Origin of the sequence: Schnuerera sp. (assembly GCF_035459645.1) — a bacterium.
In the GTDB taxonomy this organism is placed as follows: domain Bacteria; phylum Bacillota; class Clostridia; order Tissierellales; family Tepidimicrobiaceae; genus Schnuerera.
This window is the reverse complement of the sequence record NZ_DATHXO010000116.1, coordinates 1-1,619: the sequence shown is the minus strand read 5'-3', so window position 1 is coordinate 1,619 and position 1,619 is coordinate 1. Positions and strand designations below refer to the sequence as shown.

The window sequence follows — 1,619 nt, the reverse complement described above, 5'->3', positions numbered from 1 at the left end:
GCAGTACAGGAAATATTGAGTTTTTATGCTGTATTTTGAAATCAAATAATAAAGAAATGATTGATGAAGATACAATATTTAAAACCATAGAAGATGCTCATAAAAGTCTATACTAATAAAAGGAGGAAAAGATGAAAAAGCATGCTAGACAGAGTATTATATTAGATTTAATAGAAAACTATGAAATAGAAACTCAAGAGGAATTAGCAGAATATCTATTGAACAAGGGTATTCAAATTACGCAAGCTACAATCTCAAGAGATATAAAGGAATTAAGACTTATAAAAGTTTTAAGTTCTGATAAGAAATATAAATATGCGACTATGGATAGTCAATATGAGGGAATAACTGAAAGATTGATTAGAATTTTTAAAAGTTCTGTATTAAGCATAGAAAAAGCTGAAAATATTATTGTTATTAAAACTTTACCCGGAGCTGCTCATGTTTGTGCTTCAACTGTAGACAAGCTTAAAATTGATGGCATAAAAGGAACTATTGCTGGATATGATACAATTTTTATAGCTATAGAAAATATGAATATGATAAAATACATATTGGAGAGTCTTAAAAATTTACTCAAATGATCTGGAGGTATTGGAATGATAGTTGAGTTAAATATTAGTAACTTTGCTATTATAGATAAATTAAAAATTAGCTTTACAAAAGGTTTTAATGTGCTTACTGGCGAAACAGGAGCTGGAAAGTCAATAATTGTTGAAGGAATTGGTATGATTTTAGGACAAAGGGCTAATAGGAATTTGGTACGTACAGGAACAGAAAAATCAGTGTTAGATGGAATTTTTTACATGGACAATCCTGAACAAATAAACAAAATATTGGGAAACTATGGTATAGACGTTGATTCATCCAACTACTTGCTAATTTCAAGAGAGATACATGCTAATGGACGAAGTATATCTAGAATTAATGGAAGAACTGTAACATTAACTATGTTAAACAATATTACTTCCCATTTAGTTGACATTCATGGACAACATGAACACCAATCTCTATTAAATACAGAAAATCATATAAAACTAATAGATACTTTTGGAGATATTGAGTTAAAGCTTTTGCTTGAAAGTATAGAAATAAAATATAGAAAATTGCTAGAAGAGAAGAGGAAATTAAAGGAATTGTCAATAGATACAATTAAAAGAGATCGGGAAATGGATCTTTTAAAGTACCAAATAGATGAAATTGATAGTGTAGATCTTTTACAATATGATGAAGATGAAATTATGAAGGAATATAATAAAATTTCAAATATTAAAAAGATTGGATATAGTTTAGGAGAAATAACAGATATTATAGGAGGTGAAGATTATAATAATATTTCTACAATCGGCAATATTAATAAATGTATTACAATAATTAATGGTATTAAAGATTATGATAATGTTTTAGAAGAATATCATGATGTATTAGAGAGTATAGGATTTGAATTACAAGATTTATATAGAAGTATTATGAATTATTTAGAAAATATAGATATTGATGAAGAAAGATTGAAATTTTTAGAAGATACAATCGATCTAATAAATAAATTGAAAAAAAAATATGGAAATACTATTAAAGATATATTTGAATATAGAAGTTCAATAGGGGATAGATATAAA

Annotated in this window: 2 protein-coding genes; both read left to right on the top strand. The window is 26.3% G+C overall.

The genetic code is table 11. The features are described from left to right. Positions 1-131 precede the first annotated feature (131 nt). Positions 132-584 carry an arginine repressor gene (gene argR / locus VK998_RS02800; RefSeq protein ID WP_325225232.1) on the top strand — a complete coding sequence of 151 codons (453 nt, stop codon included), beginning with the start codon at positions 132-134 and terminating at the stop codon, positions 582-584. A 15-nt stretch (positions 585-599) separates the two neighbouring features. Beyond that, positions 600-1,619 (top strand): AAA family ATPase (locus VK998_RS02795; RefSeq protein ID WP_325225230.1); only part of this gene is annotated, 1,020 nt, incomplete at its 3' end.